Annotated in this window: 16 protein-coding genes and 1 pseudogene; 5 read left to right on the forward strand and 12 right to left on the reverse strand. The window is 40.8% G+C overall.

Annotated elements, in window-relative coordinates:
* Window positions 1–97 precede the first annotated feature (97 nt).
* Both FCR06_RS16740 and FCR06_RS32715 read right to left on the reverse strand, forming a co-directional pair.
* Complete coding sequence (locus tag FCR06_RS16740; protein WP_138501638.1) at window positions 98–2,680, reverse strand: TonB-dependent receptor; 2,583 nt, start codon at window positions 2,678–2,680, stop codon at window positions 98–100.
* A gap of 46 nt (window positions 2,681–2,726) precedes the next feature.
* Window positions 2,727–2,891: a hypothetical protein gene (locus FCR06_RS32715; protein ID WP_189523458.1), complete on the reverse strand. Its 165-nt coding sequence runs from the start codon at window positions 2,889–2,891 to the stop codon at window positions 2,727–2,729.
* A 111-nt stretch (window positions 2,892–3,002) separates the two neighbouring features.
* On the opposite strand from FCR06_RS32715, the gene bchH reads away from it, so the two are divergent.
* Together bchH and FCR06_RS34800 are read left to right on the forward strand one after the other, a co-directional pair.
* Window positions 3,003–6,674 (forward strand): magnesium chelatase subunit H, encoded by a 3,672-nt coding sequence (bchH, locus tag FCR06_RS16745; protein WP_138501640.1) that lies wholly within the window; start codon window positions 3,003–3,005, stop codon window positions 6,672–6,674.
* Between the two features lie 59 nt (window positions 6,675–6,733).
* A pseudogene (locus FCR06_RS34800) lies at window positions 6,734–6,910 on the forward strand (type II toxin-antitoxin system HicB family antitoxin); the annotation flags it as partial.
* Between the two features lie 122 nt (window positions 6,911–7,032).
* Here the strand turns inward: FCR06_RS34800 and FCR06_RS16755 are convergent.
* Window positions 7,033–8,292, reverse strand: coding sequence for a hypothetical protein (locus FCR06_RS16755; protein WP_223280168.1), 1,260 nt, complete (start codon window positions 8,290–8,292; stop codon window positions 7,033–7,035).
* 218 nt (window positions 8,293–8,510) lie between these two features.
* A complete protein-coding gene (locus FCR06_RS16760) occupies window positions 8,511–9,218 on the reverse strand; it encodes a hypothetical protein (protein WP_138501643.1) in 708 nt (235 codons plus the stop codon).
* Between the two features lie 543 nt (window positions 9,219–9,761).
* Here FCR06_RS16760 and FCR06_RS32720 point away from each other — a divergent pair.
* Window positions 9,762–9,911, forward strand: coding sequence for a hypothetical protein (locus FCR06_RS32720; RefSeq protein ID WP_189523459.1), 150 nt, complete (start codon window positions 9,762–9,764; stop codon window positions 9,909–9,911).
* Window positions 9,912–10,032: 121 nt separating this feature from the next.
* Window positions 10,033–11,022 (forward strand): DUF1350 family protein, encoded by a 990-nt coding sequence (locus FCR06_RS16765; protein WP_138501646.1) that lies wholly within the window; start codon window positions 10,033–10,035, stop codon window positions 11,020–11,022.
* Between the two features lie 180 nt (window positions 11,023–11,202).
* Here FCR06_RS16765 and argC read toward each other — a convergent pair whose 3' ends face one another.
* The 6 genes from argC to FCR06_RS16795 form a co-directional block, all read right to left on the reverse strand.
* Window positions 11,203–12,171 (reverse strand): N-acetyl-gamma-glutamyl-phosphate reductase, encoded by a 969-nt coding sequence (gene argC / locus FCR06_RS16770; protein WP_138501835.1) that lies wholly within the window; start codon window positions 12,169–12,171, stop codon window positions 11,203–11,205.
* Window positions 12,172–12,301: 130 nt separating this feature from the next.
* Window positions 12,302–13,003, reverse strand: coding sequence for an NTP transferase domain-containing protein (locus FCR06_RS16775; protein WP_138501648.1), 702 nt, complete (start codon window positions 13,001–13,003; stop codon window positions 12,302–12,304).
* 12 nt (window positions 13,004–13,015) lie between these two features.
* Window positions 13,016–14,173 carry an XdhC family protein gene (locus FCR06_RS16780; protein ID WP_138501650.1) on the reverse strand — a complete coding sequence of 386 codons (1,158 nt, stop codon included), beginning with the start codon at window positions 14,171–14,173 and terminating at the stop codon, window positions 13,016–13,018.
* 874 nt (window positions 14,174–15,047) lie between these two features.
* Entirely contained in the window at window positions 15,048–16,115 is a 1,068-nt protein-coding gene (locus FCR06_RS16785) for an aldo/keto reductase (protein WP_138501652.1), read from the reverse strand.
* 277 nt (window positions 16,116–16,392) lie between these two features.
* Entirely contained in the window at window positions 16,393–18,063 is a 1,671-nt protein-coding gene (locus tag FCR06_RS16790; RefSeq protein WP_138501654.1) for an ATP-dependent nuclease, read from the reverse strand.
* 218 nt (window positions 18,064–18,281) lie between these two features.
* The gene (locus FCR06_RS16795) at window positions 18,282–18,674 is read right to left on the reverse strand and encodes a DUF6632 domain-containing protein (protein WP_138501656.1); all 393 of its coding nucleotides are present in this window, start codon (window positions 18,672–18,674) and stop codon (window positions 18,282–18,284) included.
* 234 nt (window positions 18,675–18,908) lie between these two features.
* Here FCR06_RS16795 and FCR06_RS16800 point away from each other — a divergent pair, with 234 nt between their 5' ends.
* The gene (locus FCR06_RS16800; protein WP_138501658.1) at window positions 18,909–19,094 is read left to right on the forward strand and encodes a hypothetical protein; all 186 of its coding nucleotides are present in this window, start codon (window positions 18,909–18,911) and stop codon (window positions 19,092–19,094) included.
* On the opposite strand, the gene FCR06_RS16805 is transcribed toward FCR06_RS16800, so the two are convergent.
* Both FCR06_RS16805 and FCR06_RS16810 read right to left on the reverse strand, forming a co-directional pair.
* The gene (locus FCR06_RS16805) at window positions 19,058–19,660 is read right to left on the reverse strand and encodes a PEP-CTERM sorting domain-containing protein (RefSeq protein WP_138501660.1); all 603 of its coding nucleotides are present in this window, start codon (window positions 19,658–19,660) and stop codon (window positions 19,058–19,060) included. The two genes, FCR06_RS16800 and FCR06_RS16805, sit on opposite strands and share 37 nt — an antisense overlap.
* 396 nt (window positions 19,661–20,056) lie before the next feature.
* Entirely contained in the window at window positions 20,057–20,986 is a 930-nt protein-coding gene (locus tag FCR06_RS16810) for a cation diffusion facilitator family transporter (protein ID WP_138501661.1), read from the reverse strand.
* Window positions 20,987–21,105 lie beyond the last annotated feature (119 nt).

Raw genomic sequence — 21,105 nt, forward strand, 5'->3', positions numbered from 1 at the left:
GTCATACCTCAACTGTTGTTAAGAAATAGTGTCTCTTAGCAAAAAGAGCGACCAACAAATAACTCAGCAAAGCAGTAAGCAAAAGTCGATGCTCCCGTCAAAACTCCCAAGAAATCGTGCCCTGCACTGTGAACGGATCGCCATAAAAAAGATTCCGCCGATTCAAAGCAGAATCAAAATAGTCAACGTCAAACAAATTCTTAAAATTAACTGCTGCCCGCAATCTGTCTCGCTTATAGAAGATAGCCGCCTCAGTCAGGAAATAACTAGGTAAAGTGAAGGTATTCTCCAAGTCTCCTTGGCGTTCTCCAACGTAGAATAACCCTAAGCCAAAGCCAAAACCTTTGAAGCCACCAGATTGGATTTCGTACTTTGTCCATAAGTTAAACCTGTGTTTGGGCACATTGTTCAGCAGGTTACCAACTGGTAAATCATTATCTTTAGTAATTGTTGCATCCGTGTAAGCATAACCTGTAATAATGTTCCATCCGGGTAAGATTTCACCAGCAAGACTGAGTTCAACCCCCTTACTGCCTTGCTCCCCGGTTTGGATGGAATAGTCAGGATTCTGTGGATCGGTGGTCAAGACATTGGAACGTGTCAAATCGTAGTAGGCAAGTGTCGCAGAAAGTCTATTGCCGATATCTCCTTTAATTCCAACTTCATAGGAAGTGCCACGTTCCGGTTGAAATGTACTGCCGTCAAAAGCAGTTCCAGTGTTTGGAGTAAAGGAACGACTGTAGTTAGCATACAGCGAAATTGCAGGAATCGGTTGATAGACCAGACCAACACGGGGACTAAAGGCATCGTCAGAAAACGTTTCTTCAGTATTGTTCAGCCGATCTTCGTCCTTCTCGCTGAAGGTATCAAACCGCCCGCCCAATACCAGTTTCAGATTATCAGCCAGTGTAACTTGATCTTGAACATAAATGCCCAGTGCATCTGATGAGGAGAAAGATTCAGCCCTGCGGGTAATCGGACCTGGCTGACTACCGTATACCGGGTCAAACAGGTCAAGGGCAGCAATTGGGCGGAAAGTATTGTTAACATCATTAGTAAACTTGGTGAAATTAACACCTGTGACAAGTTGATGCCTAATGCTGCCTGTGGCAAATTTACCTACTACATAAGTGTCAACATTATAGGATCTTAGGTCATCTCTACCTGCTTGGTAGTTTCTATCTAAAGTACGTTCATCGTCCTCTAATGCCGTGCTATAGACCCAAACTTTGTACCGTTGAAACGACGAAAATCCAAAAGCATTGCGTAGCTGCCAGTTTGAGCTAAAACGATGTTCGAGATCGTAACCAAAGCGGAGGGCACTTGTATCGATTGTAGCATATGGCTCCGATATGTTACGGTCGCGCGGGATTGTTCCATTCGGATTGGGTAGGACACTGCCTTCAGCGGGAATACCAATCTGACCAAACTTTTGGGGTCGAACCTGATATTCGCCGGAAAAAGCAACCTTGGTGCGATCGCTGATTTGCCAGGAAACAACAGGTGCTACAAAGTATCTCTGTTGATCGTAGAAATCCAGGAAACTTTCGGTTGTCTGACCCGCGAGGTTGAGACGATACAACACCGTCTTGCTGGGATTGAGTGGACCCGAAAGGTCTATTGCACCGCGATAGAAGTTGAAGCTGCCAGCAGAGGCTTCCACTGCTGCGTATGGTTCGCTCAGGGGTTGTTTAGTGACATAATTAATGACACCTCCCAATGAACCCTGACCGTAGAGAACAGAGGCAGGTCCTTTGAGCACTTCAACTCGTTCGAGACCAGCCGTATCAAAACCCTGAAATTCATAAGTCGTGTCTCTTAACCCGTTTCTCTGGATATCGCCACGAGAATCAAAGCCTCGGATTAAAGGAATTTCAAAACTTCCACGGGTTGGTGAATTATCTCCCTGTGCAACACCGGGTACGTTTCTTACCGCTTCTGCCAGGTTTCTCGCCTGCTGGTCTTGTAGCACTTGGGTTGGAATGACTTGAATCGACTGTGGAATGTCACGCAATGGAGTATCTGTTTTAGTAGCAGTTGAGCCATCTGTTGCTTGATAAGTATCCTGTTCACCTGTGACCACCAACTCAATCGGTTCATCACTTGTTGATGGTTTTGGCTGTGTCTGATTTAGAGGCTGATTAGCTTGGGGTGTTTGGGGCGGCTGTTGTGGAGAAGTCGCCGTCGCAGTGGAAGCTACCGCAAAAACCAGTCCTGCATCATCATCAAATAACTCAACCGTGGGTATAGCTGCAACACCAACCACCGTCACCCGTACAGTACTTGCATCAATATTCGTTACTGTTATTTGTGTAATTCCCGCAAGCGGTTTCTCGGAACCAAATGTATAAGTATTGCCCGATGGTAAACGCAATTGCCCGCCAGATACATCAACAATAAAATTATTACCAGCACTGCGATTTGTAACTTGCAGTTGAGTCCCAGCAGTTGTCTCTAAAATTATTTCCACACCTTTATCAGTGGGATTTGCCTTAACTCCTGTGATTGGTACTATTTCTGTTGCAGGTGTTATTTGTGGTGTAGACGACTGCACTAGTAAGGGTTGGGTATCTGATTTAACTTGTGCTGACACAGGCACAATAACCAAAACACTCAAACATCCTGATAGACTCAGCGCCAGCCACAACTGAAAACTGTTAGATAACCACCAACTCTTCATCACAACTCCTCAAACACCAACTTGCTGAACCTGACTTGATTGATAATTAATAATTATTATCAAGAAGCTTACAGGAATGCTGAGGATTGTCAAGATTTTCTAATAAAATTTCTCTGGCATCGTACAGCCGTTCTAAATCATCTGATTTTAAAGAATGAGTCGAATTTTTACCTTTTCGCGCTTCTATCTCTTGCTCCACTAATAACGCCATTAGATCGAAAACTCTTGCTTCTACTCACAGAAATATGTCGGTAGATATTTAACAATCAGTCTGAAAGCACGTTTAAAATTTAAGTAAAGAAATATTTCTTCGCTTACGTGCATGAAACGCATCGTCTTGATTGCTGGGTTTGAATCGTTTAACGCCGATTTGTACAGAAAAGCGGCTTTTTTGGCTAACTCTGGTTGTTCGCAGTTGGATATTCGGGTATTTAGCGATCGCGATCTAACAACCAAACGCCTAGAAGTAGAAGCAGCACTCGATGGGGCGGATGTGTTTTTCGGCAGCTTACTATTCGATTATGACCAAGTTGTGTGGTTACGCGATCGCCTTGCCCAAATTCCCATTCGACTGGTATTTGAGTCAGCCTTGGAATTGATGAGTTTAAACAAGCTGGGTAACTTTGCCATTGGCGATAAACCCAAAGGAATGCCCAAACCCGTTAAATTCATCCTCGACAAATTTAGCAACGGACGAGAAGAAGACAAACTCGCTGGTTACATTAGCTTCTTAAAAATTGGGCCGAAACTCCTCAAATACGTACCAGTGCAAAAAGTCCAAGACTTACGCAACTGGTTAATTATCTATGGTTACTGGAATGCTGGCGGTTCAGAAAACGTCGCTTCATTATTCTGGACACTGGCAGAAAAATACTTGGATTTAAAAGTTGGCGAGATTCCGCCACCAATCGAAACCCCGAATATGGGGTTACTCCATCCCGACTACTCAGGGTTTTTTGTATCGCCGCGTGAATATTTGGAATGGTATAAAACCTATTTTAAAGACGCAGACGCGATCAATCGCGTCTCTACAAGACCTGTTATTGGAATTTTACTTTATCGCAAACACGTTATTACTAAACAACCTTATATTCCGCAACTGATTCGGCATTTTGAATCAGCTGGATTAATTCCTTTGCCGATTTTCATCAACGGTGTGGAAGGACACGTAGCGGTACGAGACTGGATGACAACCGACTACGAAACTCAGCAACGAGAATTAGGTAATATTGAGACTCCCTCACTTTCAACTGAAGCAGTGAAGGTGGATGCGATCGTTTCAACAATCGGCTTTCCTCTGGTGGGTGGCCCGGCTGGTTCGATGGAAGCAGGGCGTCAGGTAGATGTAGCAAAGCGCATCCTCACTGCTAAAAATCTACCTTATATTGTTGCAGCACCACTCTTAATTCAAGATATTTACTCGTGGACGCGCCAAGGTGTCGGCGGCTTGCAAAGTGTAGTATTGTATGCTTTACCAGAATTGGATGGTGCAATTGATACTGTTCCCCTCGGCGGTTTAGTGGGTGAAAATATTTATTTGGTTCCCGAACGGGTGCAGCGATTAATTGGTAGAGTCAAAAGCTGGGTGGCTTTACGGCAAAAACCTGCATCGGAACGCAAGATTGCAATTATTCTATATGGCTTCCCCCCAGGTTACGGTGCTGTGGGCACAGCTGCATTATTAAATGTCCCGCGTAGTCTTTTGAAGTTTCTTTCTGCACTCAAAGAACAAGGTTACAACATTGCAGATTTACCAGAAGACGGTGAAGAATTGATTCGCTGGGTAAAAGAAGCAGACGAAACTTTAAATGACTCAGATAATATCCCTACGTCTGTGAACGTCCGCACATTAGAAAAATGGCTGGGATATCTGCGAACATCTCGCATTGAAAAACAATGGAAATCTTTGACGGCAACTGGTATTAAAACCTATGGCGATGAATTTCAAATTGGTGGTGTGCAATTAGGCAATGTCTGGGTAGGTGTACAACCACCTTTGGGAATACAAGGCGACCCGATGCGCTTAATGTTTGAACGCGATTTAACTCCCCATCCCCAATATGCTGCTTATTATAAATGGTTGCAAAACGAGTTTCAAGCTGATGCTATAGTTCACTTTGGAATGCATGGTACGGTGGAATGGCTGCCTGGTTCTCCTTTGGGGAATACTGGTTATTCTTGGTCGGATATTTTGTTAGGAGATTTGCCTAATCTATATATATATGCGGCAAATAATCCTTCCGAGTCAATTTTGGCAAAACGTCGCGGTTATGGTGTATTAATTTCTCACAATGTACCGCCTTATGGTCGGGCAGGTTTATATAAGGAATTAATGGCATTGCGAGATTTAATCTCAGAGTATCGTGAAGACCCACAAAAAAATTATGCCCTCAAAGAAGCAATTTGTAAAAAAATTCTGGATACGGGTTTAGATGCAGATTGTCCGTTTGAAGATGCGAAAAAGTTGGGTATTTCCTTTTCTCCGGAAAATATTCGGATGTTTAGTACTCATGCTTTTGAAGATTATTTAGTGGAATTATACGAATATTTACAAGTTTTAGAAAATCGCCTATTTTCTTCTGGGTTGCATACATTGGGAGAAAAGCCAAGTGAGGAAGAATTAGCTTCGTATTTAGAGGCTTATTTTGGAGACGAATCACACAGACGCAGAGAAGAAAGAGAAGAAGAAAGACTAATCAAAGATTTGTTGATGCAATCTACAGATGAATTAGCAAATTTATTAAGGGGATTGAATGGAGAATATATTCCGCCTGCGCCTGGTGGAGATTTGTTGCGGGATGGCGTTGGTGTATTACCAACTGGGAGAAATATTCATGCTTTAGATCCTTATCGAATGCCTTCACCTGGGGCTTATGAACGGGGACGAGAAATTGCTCAAAAAATTATCGCCCAGCATTTACAAGAACATGGTAAGTACCCAGAAACGGTGGCGGTGATGTTATGGGGATTGGATGCAATTAAAACAAAAGGTGAATCTTTAGGAATTCTATTGGAATTGGTGGGGGCTGAACCTGTTAAGGAAGGAACTGGGCGAATTGTTCGTTATGAATTAAAACCTTTGGCTGAGGTTGGACATCCGCGGATTGATGTGTTAGGAAATTTATCTGGAATTTTTCGAGATAGTTTTGTCAATATCATCGAATTGTTGGATGATTTATTTCAACGGGCGGCTGATGTTGATGAACCGGAAGATAGAAATTTTATTAGAAAACACGCTTTAGTTTTGCAAGCCCAAGGTGTAGAAAATGCATCGGCGAGATTGTTTTCTAATCCGGCAGGTGATTTTGGTTCTTTGGTGAATGATAGAGTAGTTGATGGTAACTGGGAATCTGGCGAGGAGTTAGGCAATACTTGGCAAAGTCGGAATGTATTTAGTTATGGTAGAGAAGATAAAGGTAAAGCTAGACCAGAAGTTTTGAATACATTATTAAAAACAAGCGATCGCATTATCCAAGAAATCGATTCTGTAGAATATGGCTTAACCGATATTCAAGAATATTACGCTAATACTGGCGGTTTGAAAAAGGCAGCAGAAAAACAACGCGGTAATAAAGTTACAACCAGTTTTGTGGAAAGTTTCTCAAAAGATACTACACCCCGCAATTTAGATGATTTACTCAGAATCGAATATCGCAGTAAATTAGTAAATCCCAAATGGGCCGAAGCAATGTCAAATCAAGGTTCGGGTGGTGCTTTTGAAATTTCCCAACGCATGACAGCTTTAATTGGTTGGGGCGGTACTGCCGATTTTACTGATGATTGGGTATATAACCAAGCGGCTGATACTTATGCTTTAGATGCAGAAATGGCAGAAAAATTACGCAAAGCAAATCCAGAAGCTTTCCGCAATATTGTAGGCAGAATGTTGGAGGCGCATGGGCGTGGTTTTTGGCAAGCTGATGATGATAAGTTAGATAAATTGCGCCAATTGTATGAGTTGACAGATGAGGAGTTAGAGGGTGTGACAGTTTAGAAAATCCGATGTTATAAAGATAACAGGATTCTCTTGTATTTTAAAAGCTAGAAGACTGGTATATTGGCTACGTTCAAGAGTTACCTGGTGTAAATGTACAAGAAAGAACTCTGGAAGAAGCTAGAGAAAGCCTACGGGAAGCGATAGAATTAATTCTAATATCAAATCGGGAACTTGCAGAACAGCAACTCTCAGGTAAAGATGTCGTCCGCGAACAAATTACTATCAAATTCTAGTGAAAAGACGTGAATTAATTTGCCATCTTGAAAAAAATGACAACCAAGTAGTTATTATTTGCAAGTGAAATAACTATAAATAAATAAGTAGGTAAATTTTTAGCAGCTTGGGATAATTGACTTTAACAGTGTTGTTGTTTCTTAAAAATTGACAACAGCAAACACACAACCGCCATTACTAATAGCGGCACTGAAGAAGTGGATTCTGGGACAGATTGAGGGTTTTGCACAGGCTGATTTCCAGGAATCATACTGAGTGATGCCAAAACTCGCTGAATATTGTTAGATATGTCGCTGTCACTAATATTATTACTTCTAGAAGAGATAAGCCGATTATACGTCTGGGTACTTGATACATCAAAATCTCCTGTTAACACAGTAAAATCTTGACCGATTCTACCTATAAGGGAGTCAATCAGGTTGTTAACATCAGTTCTGACTCCTTGCGAAAATAACTCTGGGCTGTTGACGTTTCCAATAGTTGTGTTGTCACTATTTTCTAGCCAATTACCATTGCCAATGATTGTATTTCCACTGGTAAAAACCCAGTTACCATTGCCAATAATTGTATTATTACTACCAAAATCCCAGTTACCATTTCCTAAGCTTGTATTGTCATCACCAAAGTGCCAATTGCCGTTTCCAATGGTTGAGTTGTCAGTCCCAAAGTGCCAATTGCCATTTCCTAGTGTTGCGTTGTTACTTCCGTTGTCCCAATACCAGTTGCCATTACCAAGGGTTGTGTTATCTTTTGCAAATAACCAGTTACCATTACCAATGGTTGCGTTGTCGTTATTAAAGTTCCAGTTGCCATTACCAATGGTTGCGCTGTCATTGCCATAATCAGAGTTAAAATTACCAATGATCGCGTTATTATTACCGAAGTTCCTGTTAGCATTACCAATAGGTGCGTTATCTTGATTAAACGGTGGACTACCAATATTAGATGTATTTCCACTGTTACTAAAGGGTATATTATTACCAAGGACTTCTCTTAACGGATCGAAAGGCGATTGGTCATGCACATTTCCACTATCTAAAATGGGATTGCCACCGGTTAAAAACGGGTTGCTACCTCCAGCCAATGTCTTGTCAATGTCTTTAAAAAAATTGTCACCTAGAATTAGCTTTAAGCGGTCAAAAATTAATTGCTGAAGCTTACCACCAGCTTCGCCAGCAAAGGGGTTGATACCGCTACCTGGAATAGTTCCGCCACCGTTACCTATAAACAGATTGTTACCACCTGTCAATTGACTGCCTTCAGTATATAAACTGCCATTGGCAGCAAAGGAATTAGCGTTATACAGGTTGTTACTACCATTTGCATTCAAGGTGTTAACTTCATTATTTATAGAATTGATAGCAAATGCTTCCATTGACATTAATTCTCCTATTTGTTTTTAACCTAAAATTTATTTAAATCAAGGCTTTAATTTTCTTGATTGTGAACCTGAGAGAAAATTTTGCTAAAGTCTTTTATAGTAAAAAGTTTCAGTGCATAACATAGCTAATTAGCATAGTATGTACTGAAAAAATCATTATTGTTTATTTCCTTGTGTCACTCTACTGATTTACTCAAGGATTATAATTACTGTCTTTATTAAGCGAATGGAATTTGTCCACCACCAAATGATGGAATTTGGCTAGGATCGAATCCACCACTACCAAATGATGGAATTTTACTAGGATCGAATCCACCACTACCAAATGATGGAATTTTACTAGGATCAAATCCACCACTACCAAATGATGGAATTTTACTAGGATCGAATCCACCATCACCAGATGATGGAATTTGGCTAGGATCGAATCCACCACTACCAAATGATGGAATTTTACTAGGATCGAATCCACCACCAGACGACGGTATTTTACTAGGATCGAATGATGGGATTTTGCCATCACCTAGTTCTTTGCTTAATCTTGAGTTAATCAGGCTGTCAATAGTAACTCTTAAACCGAACCCGTCGGGTATTTCAGTTGTGCTGATAGTAGTGCTTTGGCTGCCAGCACCAGCACCAGTCAAAGGGTCGCGGCCGCTACCTCCAGCTGATGGATTTACACCGCCTGCAAAGATATTCCAAAAGTTGTCACCAGCGAAAGGATTACCATCATATGGTAAATCCGGCTTACTGCCACTGCCACCGAATGGATTACCGCCACCTTCTCCATTACCAACACCACTAAATAACTTGGAGAGTTGTTCGTCAGTGAGAACTTCACTCAGGCGACCGAAGGGTGAATTTTTTATAGGATTGTCCCCACCAGTAGAGGAGTTACCGCCACTACCATTAATTGAATCTGCCATCTGTGCTAATCCTCCTAATTTTTAACATAAAAATCTTACTATCCTATAGAAATCTAATTTGAATGTTGCTAGGTACGACTGAAATCAAAACTGTATTCAGTAAGCTTTCAATCAGATTAGCTTTTCCCAAATTTAATCAAATTTCTACAGCTACATCAAAAGACAAAACTAAGTCTATTCGGCGATTTTTTGTTAGTAAAATAGTTAGTAGCTCTGGTTATTTGTTTATCTTATAAAGTCAAGATAACCAATTGTTAACCCATGCTACTCACATTTACAATTTATGTGATTTAACTGATAAGAGCAATGAAAAATGTTTTGATAGATTTATCAAACCTATAGATTTTTTTATCCAATAACTGAAAAAAATTGACTAAAATCTTATATAATAGAGTCAAAAGTTGCTAAAATGATGATATAGAGATAGATAATATTTTGATAAATTTGTCAAATTTTTAGATATTTGTTGTCAAATTTTTAGATTTTTAATTAATTATAAACAATACAGTCAATGCCTTAATCGCGTAAACTACAGTCATCGGCATGTCTGCACTACGAGGATTGCACCAACGAGTAATGCAGCTGCGATCGCAATCAACAATGGCGTTAAAATTGGTATCAAACGTTGAGAGCGATTCGTTGCGATCGCGATACGATGTTTGCCAGTCTCATACCTTGACTGAGAACCACTAAAAGATTACCGCTGTGAATAGCGAAATATCTTAGTTGTGCAAAAATATCTGCAAAAAATTCCGAAAAGCAGCAACTTCAGTGTGGAGATTAAGCATATACTTACAAATTAGTCAAGGTAGATATGAATCTAAAACTGAGATTTAAATCAGTTTCTCATAGTTGGGTTGCCCTTCATCCACAGCCGAAAGGAGTAATTCAATTTATTGCAGGGGCTTTCTTTGGTACGTTTTTCCCCATGTTTTTCTATCGTTATCTGCTGCAATCTTTATATGAGCAGGGATATACAATTATTATTCTACCATTTAATTTCAGTTTTAATCATTATGTAGAAGCTGGTTTTCTCATGAGAGAGCAATATGAAATCCTACCAGAACTTGTGAGAATGGCAACTGTTGAAGGATACGATTATGAAGCGTATCTAAACGATAAAAACTTTTCTTGGATTGGACATAGCCTTGGCTGTAAATATATTTCCTTATTAGAAGGATTTACTGCTTTACCTCCGGAAACTCAAGCTAGAGAACAGTTTATTCGTAATCTCCTATCTGATACTTCAGATGAGTCACAAATCGAAAGTATAATTGCAGACATTAATATTCTTGTTGAGGAACTCAAACAAAAAATTAAAGAAGTTCAGAAATTAATTCGTAGTTATGTAGGCCGAGAAGTCAAAATTAACAGCATCTTTATTAAAGGACAGATTTCTATTTTATTAGCACCTGCTATTACTAGCACAGCTAGCGCAATTCGCCCTCAATTTCTAGCAGATATCATCGATAATCTAGGTTTGGGCGTCAAACCAACCATTGAAGAAACCCATAACTTAATCAAGGATAGCGAGTTATTCAATATTATGGGTTTAGTGTGTTTCCAATCAGATAATATTGCTAAATCAACCTGTGATTGGTTTTTTAAAATTTTTCAAAAACCACAGCCAGATTTTCGGGAAAGTTTGACAGGCGGGCATTTAAAACCTTTAGGTATTCAATTAGGTAACAATGTCCTGAATCTTTTTGATAAACCGTTGATTGAATCAGTTGAACAACGCCATAAAGGATTTGAACATCATGTAATTAAATTATTTAAAAAACTAAAAGAAAAAGCAAAATAATCCGAATGGGGAGTATTGACTGTTGATTGATGACTGATGAGTTAGGAATTATTTTCTTTACCTGTTAGTCTTCTCATCTCCCAGTTGGTGAGTTTCGACTATGCGGTAGTTAAGCGAAGTCGAAACTCAACTACCGCGAAGCCGAACCACATCTCTCTACTTCCCACCCCCCAACCCTCGTCACAATCCCAACTCTTCTGGAAAGCCCAACATGATATTGAGATTTTGAACTGCGGCTCCGGATGCGCCTTTACCCAAGTTATCAAGACGAGCAACTAGCAAGACTTCTTTGGTAGCATCATTCGCGAAAACAAAAACTTGAACAAAGTTGGTGTCGTTCATTGCCTTAGCATCTAGAAACGTTCCGTCTCTGAGAAGCGTAGGTTCTGCCAATGGAGCAACTTGGACAAACTTTTCACTTTGGTAGTAGTCAGCGATCGCTTCATAGATTACCTTACCTGATGGTGGATTATCCAAAATCCCCAAGGGCAAAGGCACTTGTACTAACATTCCTTGCTCAAAATCCCCCACTGACGGTACAAATAGCGGCGGCGATGCTAACCCCGAATAATAATGCATTTCCTTAACGTGTTTATGCCCAAACTGCAAGCCGTAAATGCCATAGGGATAAAGCGACTCTCCCCCGGCTTGCTGTTTGTGGAAAGTATCATATTTTTGAATCAGATTTTTGCCACCACCAGAATAACCTGACACTGCATTCACGGTGATGGGAAAGTCAGTTTTTAAAAGTGCTTTGGCAATCAACGGCCGGATACAAGCCAAGAATCCCGTGGGATAACAGCCGGGATTACTCACAAACTGGGCGCTAGCAATTTTTTCTCGCTGTCCTGGATTGAGTTCGGGGAAGCCATATACCCAGCCTTGGGCTGTGCGATGAGCAGTACTAGCATCAAGAATTTTAACGCTAGAATTACTAACTAAGCTAACAGCTTCGCGGGCGGCGTCATCAGGTAGGCAGAGAATCACAACATCTACGGCATTAATCAGTTTAGCTCGCTCAGTTGCATCTTTTCGTTTAGATATCTCAATGCTAACTAACTCTATGTCATCGCGTTGGTTGAGGCGTGAATAAATCTGTAAACCTGTGGTTCCCGATTCCCCATCAATAAAAACTTTCGGTCTAGCAATCATGCGCCCAGCATCCTCAAGTGTGAGTGGTATTTTGATTCAATATATAGGAATCGGCTTTGATTTGGATAACTTATTTGCGTAGGAAGGCAATAGGCAAAAGCAAAAAAAGCTGTTTATCTATCTATTCCTACTCAATTGCTTGTTTTGTGGTTTGAGTAGATTCATGGCTCAGTAAGTGCTCAAAATCTTCTAAGTTTCCTGCTGCTTTGATAGTTGATAGCAATTGTTCGTAATCCTTGGGGGTATCAATATCGATATTTCCTAGAGGAAACGGAATAGAAAATACTTGATTGAGGTTATTATGAATAAGTTTTTTTGCTCCAGAATCTTTTAAGGCAGCAAGTTCGGAAAAAAAATTATGATTAAATAGAGCGGGTACACCTAATGTTCCGGCATATTCACAAGCGATAATCGGTTTTTTTGTCGAATAATAAGCATCAACAAGTCGATTAATAATTTGGTGGGAAACAAATGGCTGGTCGCAAACTGTAATAACTACTGCTTCAATCTTTTGAGGAAGATTATTTAACAATTCAATACCACTTTTGATTGAAGAACTCATTCCACAAGCCCAATCCAAGTTTTTTACGACTTTAATAGGAAGTTGTTTAATTTGGGGATGAATCTGTTCTGCATTGGCTCCAAGTACTACTACCACAGGTTGACAAACCGAAGCGATCGCCATTTCTATAATGTATTGCAAAAAACTACGTCTTTGATAAAGCAATAGTTGTTTGGGTGTACCCATACGAGTGGATGCACCAGCAGCAAGAATCATAATAGCGATGGTTGATTTATCATTGTTTATTTGCTCGGTGTTAAATTCCATAATCAAGAAAAACTATCTAGTAACTAGCAACTTAGAGTTACTTTCATTAGATTGGTGAATTGGTTGATTGCGATTTCTAAGAAAATTACCACTGCGGTTTGTTAGCACTGCTTGAATTTCAGCAATAATGGCGATCGCTATTTCTTCAGGTGTATCTGCTCCGATGTCAATCCCAACAGGCCCATGCAATCTTGTTAATTGTTCGGGAGTATAAACTATTCCTTGCAAGCTTAAATCTTCTAGCAATCTTTGAGTACGTACCTTTGGACCTAAAACTCCTATGTAGTGTGCAGGAGATGGCAACAACATTTTCAAAATTTCCACATCGTCAAGGTAATTATGTGTCATCACTACAGCAACCGTGTAGCTATCTATAAATACCTGTTTTTGTACAATTTCTCGCCGACTAAGAATCACATTACAAGCTGTTGGAAATCGCTCTTTAGTTGCCTCATCAGCTCGACAATCGACTACAGTAACGTCCCAACCTAATGCTTGAGCAAACTGTGCTACGGGTACAGCGTCATAACCTGCACCAAATATTACTAAAGGTGTGGGTGGTTGGATGACTTCAATGAAAACTTCTACACTGCTTAAAGATAACTGATATTTATTTACCCTTGACTTTTGATCGCCAAAGGCTGCTTGAGTATCTGCAATCAGAGATTGAATTAAATTTTTGTCTTTGATATCAGTAATAACTTTACCATTTGGATACAGCAGTAAACGCGACCCAAGTTTGACCTTGACTGCACCTTCCAAAGAAAAGACTGTAGCAATGATACCTAAATGTTTTTTATCAAAACACTCCTCTATAAAAGCGATCGCATTCGGTGTACTTTCTCTCTCAAGACGTTCGATGAGAACTTGCACTGTCCCATTGCAGCCTAAACCAAAGCCCCAAAGAATATCTTCAGAGGCGGTGTTATCGTAAGTAACAACAATTGGTTTGCCGTCCGACATTCGTTGTTGAGTATGCTCAAATACATCGTTCTCTAAGCAACCAGCGCTAATTGTTCCGATCGTCCGACCTGTATTTGTCATCAACATTTTAGCACCCGGTCGGCGATAGGTTGAACCTTGAGTTTTGACTACAGTGGCAAGGAAAGTAATTTCACCACTTTTTTGACTTGACTCAAAGCCTTCTAAAATTGCTTGTACTTCGTTCATTTGATGGCTGATTTTTCTCTTTATAGCAGTTTATAAGCTTGAGCAAGCAGTCCTATCAAAACAATTGCTGCGAGTATCAAATACAAGTTGATTTTCCATCTGTTATATCATGTCCGGTTGAATACTTATGATATCTGTGAAGGTTGATAATGCTTCGGTTACGCTCAGCATGAATGAGTAATGGGAAGAAAAACAAACTGTTCACCTCTTCCTAAATTACCAACTACCAATTACCAACTACCAACTACGAATTATCAAAAAGACTAACCATATTGTAAGTAATTAGCCGAACTTGATATTAATGATTATAGTATATGGATTAAATTGACTGCGCTCGCGGTGTTCTGCTATCCAAGATAAACAAAAACACGGCTAAAATCATGCCCCGCAAGATAGTTGTCAATTTGAGTAATTTATTTGTTATTAGAGTTAGTACTGAATATTTGTTTTCTGTAACTTCCAGTTTTACAGAGTGCTTTAAATTTATTACAAAAGTCTTAATTAATCAAAATCGACGTTTTTAATCATATATTTTGCAAGCCTACTTCGATAAAGTCATGGAAGTAAGCTGGTAACCAAAAGCCTCATAGCTGTACTGTGATTTTGGGTTGTAGTCTTGCAGCAATGCCAAAAAACAAGTGCGTATGCATCGCTAATACTGAAATCACGAGCTACACAAGACAACTAACGTAAACCAGATACCATCGGTACAAATTGTGCAAATAGATTTAACAAATATCAACACAATTGTCTATTTAAATCAAACGATTACATATATAGCCATAGTCACATAAGTTAGGATATTTTAAAAGCATGAATGCTAGGAGTAATAGTTCTACCTTCTGCCTCCTGCCCCCTGCTATAGTAATAAAATTTACCCTAACCAAGCTGGATTCGTTGCTGTACTATCATTTTGAGTTGTGGTCTTATATCGTTCGTACTGTCCTTTAGCTGCTGCCTCACGGGTACGTGCTAACAGTGCTGTCACTTGTGCCCGATCCATTGGCTTAAATGTACGGACTGCCTCAAATGCTTGGTCTAAAATTTTCATACTGTCGATGCCCGTAATTACCACTGAGGTGGGCAAATTCATGGCGTAGTGCAGGCACTCGATCGCACTGACTGTGTTGCTTCTGAGAATGTAAGACTCCCCGATTGTTTTCATTGCCAAGACACCAATGTTGTTTTTCACTAATACAGGTAGAACCTGTTGCTCAAAACTTCTAAAATGGGCATCCATCACATTCAATGGCATCTGCACAGTATCGAAGCGGAAATTATTTTGTCTGGCTGTTTCCAACATTTGARGGTGAATCAAAGGATTCTTATGTCCTGTGAAACCGATATAGCGAATTTTGCCCGCTTTCTGTGCCTCAACGACTGCCTCCATCGCGCCACCAGGAGCAAAGACGCGATCCGGGTCTTCAAAGCGCAGTATTTCATGATGCTGCACTAAATCAATGCGATCGACCTGCAAATCTTTGAGCGAATCATCAATTTGCATTTTGGCAGCGGCTTTGGTGCGACCGTCAATTTTGGTCATTAAAAATACTTTTTGGCGATAACCATTTTTCAGAGCATTTCCCATCCACCGATGGCTGCGTCCATTATGATAGTCCCAAGAGTTATCCATAAAATTGATGCCGCGATCAATGGCACTGCGGATCAGCTTGATACTTTCTTGCTCATCTTCAATTTTTCCAATGTGATATCCCCCCAAGCCAATCACAGATACCTGTTCATTCGTGCGTCCAAGGGTGCGATACAACATTTCGCCGCGTCGAGTTGCAGTTGGTGTTTGGGCTAGCAATTGAGTATTTTCATCGATGGGTTCTGCTTGAGCGAGGATTGGTTGCAAAAATCCTTCCGAAGCTGCAAGTCCTGCTGCTACTAATCCCGAAGCAGAAGCAGTTTTTAACAAGCTGCGTCTACTGATTTCCATAATTGTCTCCTCCAAGCAACAACAGAAATGAACCGTAATGATACCACGGTAATTTAGTACAAAGATTCTAACTAAGGTCTGTTTTGAAACATATTCCCCAAGATGCATTCACAACGTAAGCCAATGCATTCATAATGCTTACCTTTTGTTTAAGCTTGCTCTATCTCAATTCGGCGTTACAGTTTATCAAAGATGCGATCGCGCATTCAGTAGTGTTGTTTTAAGCTGGTTATTGAGCAAAATTTAAGTCGTAAGTTGGTTAGCCCATTGAAAGACTCTATGAAGGTATACCTTTCCTATTTGGATTAGTAAACCATTTTTTTATTTCACCACAAAAACTCCATACATCATCATCTGAGGGTTTGAGATAATCTTGCGATTCTGGATCTTCTCCCATTTTCTCAAAGATGTTAATCAACCAATCGGGTCCGTGTCCAGTTGCATCAAGTTGAAGAAGCCAAGACTCCAACTCTCCTCTTCGCACGACAAACAGACCATACTCGGCAAGTTTGTCAAATAAGTTATTTGCTGCTTCTTTGTCACTGCCAGAGAGAATATCTACACCACCATCCCGTTTCATATCCTTTTTTACAGCATCAAATTTTTTCTTGACAGCATCTCGAAAATCAGCAAGTGACTGATACTCAAGTTCAGGAATAAAGCCGCTTTTGAGAAATTTCGTCCAATTCTGACCGCCATCTTTAAGGATATCAACGTCAACAATGCCAACTGCTGGTATACCTAATTCTCTTAAAGGTTTGATAATTATCTGAACTGTTTGCTTATTTTGAGCATTGAGAAACAGACAGTTAGGAATTCCCAATTCTGGCTTATAACGTAGCAGTCGCTCATTAATCTCTTGATAAAAAGCGCGATCTGCATCGGATTCTGTGACAATGACAAATTCGTAGAATAGCCCCTCAAGCACACCAGTTGAGCGCAACAAAGGATTTCGCATTAATCGAAGGATGTCTGTGTTAGACAAGACTCTTGCAGTAGCTACCTCACTGCGATAAGTCAGTCTCACAATATTAACTGGTGCGCCAGATTGTATACAACCCATTACAAAATTTGAACTATGCGTTGAAACAAACAATCTTTTTTCAGATCCTAAGCTAGAGATAGCAATTTCTTTTCCTAGTTTGAAAGCTAAGGGTGGATACAAAAAAGCTTCAGGTTCATCAATTAGAAGAATGGCAGGATCGCCAGCTATGATCTMTGTAATAATTCCAGTAAATGCTTTTACACCGTCGCTGGCTTGCTCAACAGGAAGTGCTTTTGAGTGAAATTGTACAGCTTCATCGTGAATACCGCGCTCTTCTATATTTGCCTCTGGAGGACGAGATGACAAGCGTAGTCTAAGTTGACCGAGAAAAGTAGGATCTATAACGAAGTACGTCCCAAAAGCGTCATAAATAATCCGTCTAACTTCATACCTTTTGGCATCATCACGAAACAACACCTGAAAGCTTGTTTGAGAGGGTTGCTGGAGATCACCAGCGCTTTGTTGCCCAATCAAACTAATACGACTTTTACCGTCTAGTAGGAGAGTGTTAAATGCGAGATAGCACTGGCAAAACAAACTTCCCTGACTATTAGGATTCTGTAACGCGTGCAAAAGATTCTGTCTATGAACTTGATACCTCGCTCCCCTTTTTCCAACAATTATATGATCGGGTAAGAGGGTTTCACTTATATGTGGTTGAAGAGTTGACTTTTGAATCTTTTCTTCAGCCGCTTCAATTGAGAATGTATCAAATTCAATCTTTTCTAGGATTACATCTGTTACGTTCTGTTGACCAGTTGTGCAGTAATAGAAAATTTCAGAGAGAACCTTGCTTTTCCCAGAGTTGTTTGGACCTACAAATACGGTTATGGGCGTTGTGACTACTTCCTCTGAAGGTAATCCTGAGCCTCTTCCAAATTTTAATTTGATCGTCTTTACCATTCGTCAAAAACTATGATAGACTTCGTTGTTTTTGTTACATATTTATCAGTATAATAATTTACTTTTGTAATTGCCCTTCATATTTCTCTACCAAGTTATCTTACAGCAATAATTAGAGCAAATCGATGCCGCTTCCGACTCGCGCTTCAGCAACACTGTAACTGTTATTTAAATTGATCGAGGAATTGTTTATTTCTTCAATTTCAGCAGATGTACAGTCATTCCATGCCTGTTAATGTACTTGACACTACTTTGCGGGGCGCTAAAAAGCCAAGGACAATTGCTACCAAGAATAATGCTGGAACATCACCAAACAGGTGTCCATGTTCAACAGGGTCAATTACTGCATGTACCGCCATGATCAGTCCGTGGACTAAACTTGACCAGACGGTAAACCAGATTAAACTGAGGTGTGCTTCTGGTTGCCTTGAAGCTAACAGCAAAAATATACCAAGCGTTGCATAGACACCAATAATCATTTGTTCKTATTCGTGCTGACCTGGTTGCCATAACCAGCCTGATGCCCACACCTKAGTTAGCGGATAGATAAGTAGAAAAGCTATTCCAAAGAGAACCAAAGCGATTCGTAAATAGCGATCGCGCCCATCCATTGCTTTAACCTCCGCTATTTTCCAGTGCAGTCTCTACAAACAAAACTGTATAATTTTGTGATTGTATTCCCACTAGTGACACTTCAGCTTTGGAGTGTTAGAAATTTTAATGCTCCTAGTGGTTTAAAACTGATTTATAGCAGGAGGCAGGAGGCAGAAGGTAGAACTATTATTACTCCTAGCATTCATGTTTTCAAAATATCCTAAAGGGTGTAGCTACAGCTATAACTATGAATGCAAGTCGATGCATTAACAGTGCGAGTCGATGCATTCACAATGCAAGTCGATGCATTAACAGTGCGAGTCGATGCATTCACAATGCAAGTCGATGCATTAATAGTGCAAGGCAATGCATTAATAGTGCAAGGCGATGCATTCACTATTTACCCTGCGGCTTGCTGTTTGCGCCGACGCATGTAAGCAGAAGCGACACCTACAAGCGCTAAACCTGCAATTGTGGTCGGTTCAGGAATAGTAGCCGTGTTCGTTTCATTTGCGGTAGATAATGCCAAGGTAAAATTGACAGGCGACCCATCGCTGACCGTGCGCTGAATGCGGAACACTTGACCAGGGTTGACGCGCGCGCCTGTGAATGTTGCAACGGAGTTGTTTTCAGATAGCGTCACTTTGTAAAGGTTTGAAGTAACAGTGCCAAATTGAGCATCAGGGCTTAATAGACGATAGACAATATCACCGACAGAGACATCCAAGTCGTTGAGGTTATTGTTAATCTTTAGTGCAGGTCCCGATCCCGTCGTTAGAGTAGGACTAACATATGGCAGGGACGTACTTCCTAGCTGGGTGAAACTGAAGACTGGTTCACCGAAGGGAGGCGCTGAGAGAACGTCTAAGGTTTGATTGACGAGCGAGACTGCTTGTGCAGCCGTTGCAGTGCTAGCTAAGGTAGCTAATGCTATAAGAGTCGAGAGTGCGAACTTTTCTGTTTTCACGATTTTGAATGGACTCCTAATTAGAACTACAATCATCAAAGCTAGCCAATTGAACTTGAAGATGCACAGGATGGAAGGGAGAGATTTAATTGGCGGTCGTTAGCACAAAATTTCCTACTTAAAACAACTGGAAAACTGAGCGATCGCTTAAGAAAACCAGATTGATTTTGTAGAGATAACTAGATATCTATGGTTTTCGTACTAATTTGCTCTCACCACAGCATCCTTAAAAATCACTAGTATCATAGTAGATTCACTAAGCTTTTTATTATCTTCTTTACTGGCTTCACAAAAACTTTAAAGTAGTTGATCGCCCTCTTAAGTCACCTTCAGTAGACTAAAAAATGAGTGCGATCGCCAATCTGATGAATGAGCTTTCATCGTTTCGGCGATCGCGCGATTCTTTAAAGCTCAACGGCAGCAATTAATCTCTTATCTGATATCTTGCATTTGCTGATTGTTCGGACGCTCCAACTCCAAATCTTCCCAAGAAACTGGATCTTCTACAGGTTCGAGATGAGTTGTAACGTGGGTTGAAGGCAGCACCCGCAGAATCGCCAGCTCAATTGCCTCGCATAAATCATGCCCTTGTTGCACTGTCCAAGATCCAGGCACAAGAACATGAAAGGAAACAAAGCGGCGAGTTCCAGCAGTACGGGTTCGCAAGGCATGGAACTGGATGTCTTGATGTCTGTACTCGTTAAGGATGCTCTTGATTACGTCAATTTCTTTTTTAGGCAAAGCTGCATCCAGTAGTGCGCTACTGGTTTCCCGCAGCAAACGAAATCCTGTCCAAGTAATATTTGCTGCTACTATCAGTGCGACAATTGGATCGAGCGCGAGAACGCCTGTTACTTTGACAAGGAAGATTCCAACTACCACACCACCCGAAGTCACTACATCGGTAAACAGGTGGTGAGCATCAGCCCTCAGTGTAATGGAACGTAACCGTCGCCCTGCCCGTAGCAAGATAAAAGCAACAACGCCGTTGATTGCGGTTGCAAATAGGGAGAGTGCCAACCCCAATCCCAGCTGTGTTAACGGTTCTGGATGCAACAAGCGTCCCCAAGCTTCAACAGCAATGCTGATGGCTGCGACTACAATCAACGCACCTTCTGCACCACTGGAGAAGTATTCGGCTTTAGAATGCCCAAAGGCGTGTTCGGTATCTGGGGGTTTATCAGCGTAGGTCAATGCCCATAGAGCTACCAATGCTGCCACGAGATTGACAATTGACTCAATAGCATCTGAAAGTAGTCCTACTGACCCGGTTAGCAGGTAAGCACCAAACTTTAGGACAATAGTGACGATTGCTGCTGCAATTGACACGAAAGCGTAAGAGCGGGCTGTTCGACTACTCATCTCGGTCACGGAGGTAACTACAGTGATTCCGAGCTAACAGTACCAAATTCTACTTTAGTCGTCATCAGCCCTGAGACTTCTACTGATTGGTAAAAGAAACTACAGGATATCATTGCCGC

Origin of the sequence: Nostoc sp. PA-18-2419, assembly GCF_005869855.1 — a bacterium.
In the GTDB taxonomy this organism is placed as follows: domain Bacteria; phylum Cyanobacteriota; class Cyanobacteriia; order Cyanobacteriales; family Nostocaceae; genus Nostoc.